The following is a 6,469-nucleotide window of genomic DNA, read 5'->3' on the forward strand; positions in this document are numbered from 1 at the left end:
GGCCGGATCACGCGCGGGGCGTGCACCGATCAGGCGCCAGGCGATACGGCCGCTGCGGTCGGCGACCAGCAGATTCTGTGCCGGAATGCCGGAGCGATTGGCGGTTGCGAACGCGGCGTCCAGATCCGCGGCTTTGGCCATGTCGGCGAATGCCAGCCGGACCGCGCCGGGCTGATGACCGACCCAGCGCAGGGCCAGAAGGTGTCCATCCGGTTCCTCATACAGGATCGGTCCCCAATCGCTCTCGCGCACCCGCAGTACTTCGGTTTTGGCGCCTGCGACAGCAATGGCCTCGTCATGGATGCGCAGCGGTGCATTGGCGGACACGGCGGTGTAGTCGGCGGTGTCGACATAGCTGTTGGTGAAGCCCCACGCAATGCGGGTATTGCTGCCGACGATCACCGCCGGCAGGCCGGGCAGGGTGAAGCCGGTGACATCGACCTTGCGGTCTGGCGCGGTCGGATCGGCGTAACGCAGGCGTGCGCGGAACCAGATGTTGGGTGCCCGCAGGCCCAGGTGCATGTCGTCGGCGAGGATGGCGCGACCGTCGGCGGTCAGGGCGCCGGACACGGCGAAGTTGTTGCTGCCCAGGACCTCGGACGCCGCCGCGACCGGCGCAGGCGGCACGATGCTGGCTGGACGGCGCAGGTCCAGGGTTGCCGCATCCGGCAACAGCGCGTCCCCCCGGGCGGCGCCGAACAGCGGGGCGTCCCAGCTGCTGCCATCGTGCGTGAGCAGCGTATACAGGGCCGGCGGCACCACCTTCTTGAGGCGCGCCAGCGCCAGTTCGCGGGTGTTGGCCGGGTCCTGCAGGTCGGCATACATCGCCAGCCCGGCCAGTACCGAATCTTCCAGTTGCCAGGGACGTGGTGGTTGGCGCAGCAGCAGATAGGGCCATGGCCGCAACGGCAACGCAGCCAGCCCGGCGTTGACGCCGTCGCGATAGGCTTCAAGCACGGCACGTTTTCCGTCCAGCGCGACGGCGAGGTTGTCATGGGTGCGGGCGCGCAGGCGATGCACGCGCATCTTGCGGTCCAGCGGCAGGGCGTCGGTGCCGAACAGCTCGGCCAGCTCGCCTGCGGCCGAGCGCCGCATCAGGTCCATCTCGAAGAAGCGCTCCTGTGCATGCACATAACCGAGCGCACGGGCCATATCGACCTCATTGGCCGCATTGATCGTCACCACGCCCAGCGCATCGCGCTCGACGCTGACCGCAGCGCTCAGGCCGGGCAAGGCCCGCTGGCCATCCAGCGTTGGCAGGCTGCCGCGCAACAGCAGCCAGAGAATCAGCAGCAACAGCACCAGCAAGCCCAACAGCATCCCCAGCGAACGCAGCAGCCAACGCAGCACAGGCCTATCCCCGGTAGCGGTTCTGCCGCGATTGTAGACAGCTTGTGCAGCCGGCGTGGGGCGAAGCGCAACTGAAAGTGATTCCGATTAGATCATCGCCGCGCCAGATGGGGCAGGCTATGCCCATTGCGAACCATCAGGAGCACCCCATGAAGGGCAACCCCGACGTCATCGAATGCCTGAAAGAGCTGCTGCGCGGCGAACTGGCGGCGCGTGACCAGTATTTCATCCATTCCCGCCGTTACGAGGATCAGGCCTGATGGCGCTGTACGAGCGTATCGGTCACGAGATGCAAGAGGAAACCGAACACGCCGACGCGCTGCTGCGCCGCATCCTGTTCCTCGGTGGCGATCCGGACATGCGTCCGCACGGCTTCGAGCCGGGCGTGACCGTGATGGAAATGCTGGAGAAGGACCTGCAGGTCGAATACCAGGTGCGCGCCAACCTCGCTGCAGGCGTAAAACTGTGCGAAACCCACGGCGACTACGTCAGCCGCGACATCCTGATCGCACAGCTGCGCGACACCGAAGAAGACCACGCCTGGTGGCTGGAGCAGCAGCTGGGTCTGATCAAGCGCATCGGCCTGGAGCTGTACCAGACCAGCAAGATGGACGCCAAGGACGCTCCGGCCCATTGAGGCCGGCCGGGTTTTGATGAAACAGGGCGGCGCAGGCCGCCCTGCGTGTTTCAACGGTACTGCAGCCGGTATGCCGCGGTGGAGAGGACGGCGACGCCCTGGTCCCGGAAGCCGGGTTGCTGCTCAAGGATGTCCTGCCGTTCCAGCAGCGCGGTCTGCCATGGCGCGCTGAACAGCTGCTCCACTTCAGACTGCGGCACGCTGAACGGCGGGCCCTGTTTCTGCTCCTGGGGATACTCCAGCGTGATCAGCAGCCCGCGGCAGCCGTCGGGCAAGTGCGCGTACAGCGTGTCGCGATAGTGGCGGCGCAGCTCCGGCGGCAGCGCGATCAGCGCGGCGCGGTCGTAGACGCCAGCGATATCGGCCAGCAGTGTGCTGTCCAGCGCGAAGGCGTCGCCGCAGATAATCTCGATCGGCCCGGCGCGATAGTGTTCACCGTACTTGCTTTGATGGCGCGCCGGCGTCAGGCCCGCTTCGGCGAAGAACTGCTCTACCGCCAGCGACGACAGCTCGACGCCCAGCACGCGATGTCCCTGGGCGGCCAGCCAGTGCATGTCCAGGCTCTTGCCGCACAGTGGCACCAGTACGCGGCTGCCGGGCGGCAGCTCCAGTGCGGGCCAGTGCCGCGTCAGCAGCGGCATGACATCCGTGCGATGGAAACCGATCTGGCCGTTGTGCCAGCGCTGCAGCCAGAAATCCGGTTGCATGGAGTCGCTCCTCTTCAGCGGGTTTTCCGCCAGCCATTGTCTGGCGTGATCCGGGCGAGCGTTTCGCGGGTCGCATAGAAACGAATCAGGCCGCAGTCGCGACAGACGATGGTCTGCATCTTGGCGCTGCTGAAGACGCCACTGGTACCGGGCAACAGGTCAGGGCCGTAGCCGCCACGGGCGTTGATGCCGCCATGGGCGTAGAGATTGTCGCCCTGACATTCCGGACAGATCGTCTGTGGGGGTGTGTCTTCAGCCGATGTCATGGGTGCTTCCTTGAGGACAGGTTTGCCGTCGCTGTTTCAGTCGGCGCGCAGCATGGTGTGGCATGCCGCGCGCCAGCAAAGTGAATTACTGGACATCCAGCCCTTCGACCTTCTGCCAGCCCCTGGGCAACAGATGCCCACGCGTGGCCCGCGTGCCCATATAGGTCTCCAACTCCTTGAAGGAGAGGCTCATGGTGCGCTGGCCGCTGCGGACCTGCAGGGTGTTGCCCGGTCCCACTGCGACCACCGCGACCACCCGTTCGGTGGAGAGCTTGGCCTTGGGGATCTCGATGATCTTGTTGCCCTTGCCCTTGTCCAGTTCGGGCAGGTCGCTGGCCGGAATGGCCAGCATGTTGCCGGCGCTGGTGACGGCAACAATGCGGTCGGTTTCCGGATTGGCGACCACCGCCGGCTGCAACACGCTGGAGCCGGTGGACAGGTTGAGCATCGCCTTGCCGGCCTTGTTGCGGCCGGTGAGATTCTCGAAACGGGTGACGAAGCCGTAGCCGTGGGTGGAGGCCAGCACGAAGCGGGTGTTGTTCTCGCCGCTGGCCAGGGTCACGAACGCGCTGCCCGGTGCCGGCGAGAAGCGGCCGGTCAGCGGCTCGCCGTTGCCGCGCGCCGAGGGCAGGGTGTGTACCGGCGTGGAGTAGGCCCGGCCCTCGCTGTCGATGAAGGCCACCTGCTGCGTGCTGCGGCTGCGGACGATGCCCAGCAGGCCGTCGCCTTCGCGGTAGGACAGGCTGCTGCCGTCGATGTCGTGGCCCTTGGCTGCGCGTACCCAGCCCTTTTCCGACAGCACCACGGTCATCGGCTCGCTGGCGACCAGTTCGGTCTCGTCGATGGCCTGGGCGGCGCCCCGCTGCACCAGCGGCGAGCGGCGTTCGTCGCCGAACTTCTTGGCGTCGGCAATCAGCTCGTCCTTGACCAGCTTGCGCAGCTTGGCGGTGCTTTCCAGGATCGACTGGATGTAATCGCGCTCCTTGGCCAGCTCGTCCTGCTCGCCGCGGATCTTCATTTCTTCCAGGCGTGCCAGCTGCTTGAGCTTGGTCTCCAGGATGTAGTCGGCCTGGTCCTCGCTCAGCGCGAAGCGGGCGATCAGCGCGGCCTTGGCCTCATCCTCGGTGCGGATGATGTGGATCACCTCATCCAGGTTGAGGAACGCCACCAGCAGGCCTTCCAACAGGTGCAGGCGGCGCTCGACCTTCTGCAGGCGATGGTTGAGGCGACGGGTGACCGTGTCATAGCGGAACCGCAGCCATTCGGACAGCAGCATCTTCAGGTTCTTGACCTGCGGCCGCCCGTCCAGGCCGATCACGTTGAGGTTGACGCGGTAGCTGCGTTCCAGGTCGGTCGTGGCGAACAGGTGGCCCATCAGCTGTTCGGCATCGACGCGGTTGGAGCGCGGGATCAGCACCACCCGTACCGGGTTGGCGTGGTCGGATTCGTCGCGGATGTCCTCCAGCCACGGCAGCTTCTTGGCCCGCATCTGCGCGGCGATCTGCTCGATCACCTTGGACGGCGAGACCTGGTGTGGCAGCGCGGTGACGACGATGTTGCTGCCTTCCTTGAGGAAGGTGGCGCGGGCGCGCACGCTGCCGTTGCCGGTTTCATAGAGGTTCCGCAGATCCGCCGCCGGGGTGATGATCTCGGCGGTGGTCGGGTAGTCCGGGCCGCGCACGTGTTCGCACAGGTCGACGACGGTGGCGTTGGGATCATCGATCAGGCGGATCACCGCACTGACGATCTCGTTGAGATTGTGCGGCGGCACGTCGGTGGCCATGCCCACGGCGATACCGGTGGTGCCGTTGAGCAGCAGGTGCGGAAGGCGTGCCGGCATCCACGAGGGCTCTTCCAGGGTGCCGTCGAAATTGGGCGTCCAGTCGGTGGTGCCCTGGGCCAGTTCGCCAAGCAGCACTTCGGCGATCGGGGTCAGCTTGGATTCGGTGTAGCGCATGGCCGCGAACGACTTGGGATCGTCGGTGGAGCCGAAGTTGCCCTGGCCCTCGATCAGCGGATAACGGTAGGAGAACGGCTGCGCCATCAGCACCAGCGCCTCGTAGCACGCGCTGTCGCCATGCGGGTGGTATTTGCCGATCACATCGCCCACGGTGCGCGCGGATTTCTTCGGCTTGGCCGAGGCGTTGAGCCCCAGTTCGCTCATCGAATAGATGATGCGCCGCTGCACCGGCTTGAGGCCGTCGCCGATGAACGGCAGGGCGCGGTCCAGCACCACGTACATGGAATAGTCGAGATAGGCGCGTTCGGCATATTCGCGCAGCGGCTGCTGTTCGTAGCCGTGGAAAACGGTGCGGGCAAGATCGGTCATTGCGGGTGGGAGCTACCTGTTGTGAGAAGCGCGGCGGGACCGCCGGTTTCCTGATCGGTCGATTATCCGGATGACGGCCGGGATGCCAAGCCGGTTGTCACGCCCGTGCCGCGGCGGGGCCGCCGTGGTGGTGTCTCATCCGGTTCTCGATGGAAATGTTCTAGACAGAATAATTCCATATGGAATAAAATTGCCGGCATGAACGATGACACCTCCCAACCGCCCAGCTTCGGATTGTTGCTGCGGCAGGTCTTTGACGAGCTTGTGCGCCGGCTGGATGCGTCGATGGCCGAAGAGAACCTCGGTATCGGCTTCACCCATTACCTGGGGCTGAAAAAGCTCTCGGTGATGGCGCCGTGCACCGCGGTGGAACTGGCCAATGCGATCGACCAGGTGCCCAGTGCGGTGACCCGGCTGCTGGACCGGCTTGAAGCGCTGGGCTGCGTGCGTCGCGAGCCCCATGCCCTGGACCGCCGTGCGCTGCAGATCGTCATGACTGACGAAGGCCATGCGCTGTGGCAGCGGCTCAAGCGGCGTGGCGATCAGACCATCGATGTGGCCATGCGCGATCTGGATGCGGCCGAACGCGCCCAGCTGCTTTCCCTGTTGATCCGCGTACGCGACTCCCTCTGCCTGCCATGAACACATCCCGACTTTTCTCCCATGGCCTGCACCGCTGTGCCCGGCCGGCGTTGTTGACCGGCTTGACGCTGGTGCTGGCCGCCTGTGCCAGCAGTGGCGGGCTCAGTCCGCAAGGGCGGCTGCTGGATGCCGACAGCCTGCAAGCCGGCAGGACGCTGGCCGGCCACGACCTGAGCTCCCCGGGGTTCCCGGCCGCGGACTGGTGGCGGGCACTGGGTGATCCCCAGCTGGATGCGCTCATTGCCGAAGGCCTGCGCAACAGTCCGACGCTGGAGGTGGCCGATGCCCGCCTGCGGCAGGCGCAGGCGCAGAGCGCCAGCACCAGCGCCGAACGCAAGCCGAGCCTGTCGCTGTCGCCGGGCTACACCGGCATCACCCTGCCCGAGTCGATGGTGGGCAATGAGCTGGGTGGCCATTACATGGGCAGCGTGCAGGCCGTGGCCAATTTCAGCTATGGCGTGGATCTGTGGGGCGGCAAACGCGCGGCGTGGGAGGCGGCGGTGGATCGCGCGCATGCGGCGGCGGTGGATGCGCAGGC

The 6,469-nt window shown here is 66.1% G+C and carries 6 protein-coding genes and 1 pseudogene; 3 read left to right on the plus strand and 4 right to left on the minus strand.

The window, feature by feature from the left end:
- Nucleotides 1–1,350 (minus strand): penicillin acylase family protein (locus JCM9942_RS09370; protein WP_172675086.1); only part of this gene is annotated, 1,350 nt, incomplete at its 3' end.
- A gap of 149 nt (nt 1,351–1,499) precedes the next feature.
- Here JCM9942_RS09370 and bfr point away from each other — a divergent pair.
- Nucleotides 1,500–1,987: pseudogene (gene bfr / locus JCM9942_RS09375) on the plus strand (bacterioferritin).
- Between the two features lie 50 nt (nt 1,988–2,037).
- On the opposite strand, the gene JCM9942_RS09380 reads toward bfr, so the two are convergent.
- The 3 genes from JCM9942_RS09380 to parC all read right to left on the minus strand — a co-directional run bounded on the left by JCM9942_RS09380 (nt 2,038) and on the right by parC (nt 5,289).
- Complete coding sequence (locus tag JCM9942_RS09380; protein ID WP_054659245.1) at nt 2,038–2,694, minus strand: thiopurine S-methyltransferase; 657 nt, start codon at nt 2,692–2,694, stop codon at nt 2,038–2,040.
- A 14-nt stretch (nt 2,695–2,708) separates the two neighbouring features.
- On the minus strand, nt 2,709–2,960 hold the full coding sequence (locus tag JCM9942_RS09385; protein WP_054659247.1) for a hypothetical protein: 252 nt from the start codon (nt 2,958–2,960) through the stop codon (nt 2,709–2,711).
- Between the two features lie 85 nt (nt 2,961–3,045).
- On the minus strand, nt 3,046–5,289 hold the full coding sequence (gene parC / locus JCM9942_RS09390; protein ID WP_054659249.1) for a DNA topoisomerase IV subunit A: 2,244 nt from the start codon (nt 5,287–5,289) through the stop codon (nt 3,046–3,048).
- A gap of 198 nt (nt 5,290–5,487) precedes the next feature.
- On the opposite strand from parC, the gene JCM9942_RS09395 reads away from it, so the two are divergent.
- Entirely contained in the window at nt 5,488–5,931 is a 444-nt protein-coding gene (locus tag JCM9942_RS09395) for a MarR family winged helix-turn-helix transcriptional regulator (RefSeq protein WP_054659251.1), read from the plus strand.
- On the plus strand, nt 5,928–6,469 hold a 542-nt coding region (locus JCM9942_RS09400; RefSeq protein WP_172675087.1), incomplete at its 3' end, for a TolC family protein. The genes JCM9942_RS09395 and JCM9942_RS09400, both read left to right, overlap by 4 nt.

It is taken from the genome of Stenotrophomonas pictorum JCM 9942 (assembly GCF_001310775.1).
Classification (GTDB): domain Bacteria; phylum Pseudomonadota; class Gammaproteobacteria; order Xanthomonadales; family Xanthomonadaceae; genus Stenotrophomonas; species Stenotrophomonas pictorum.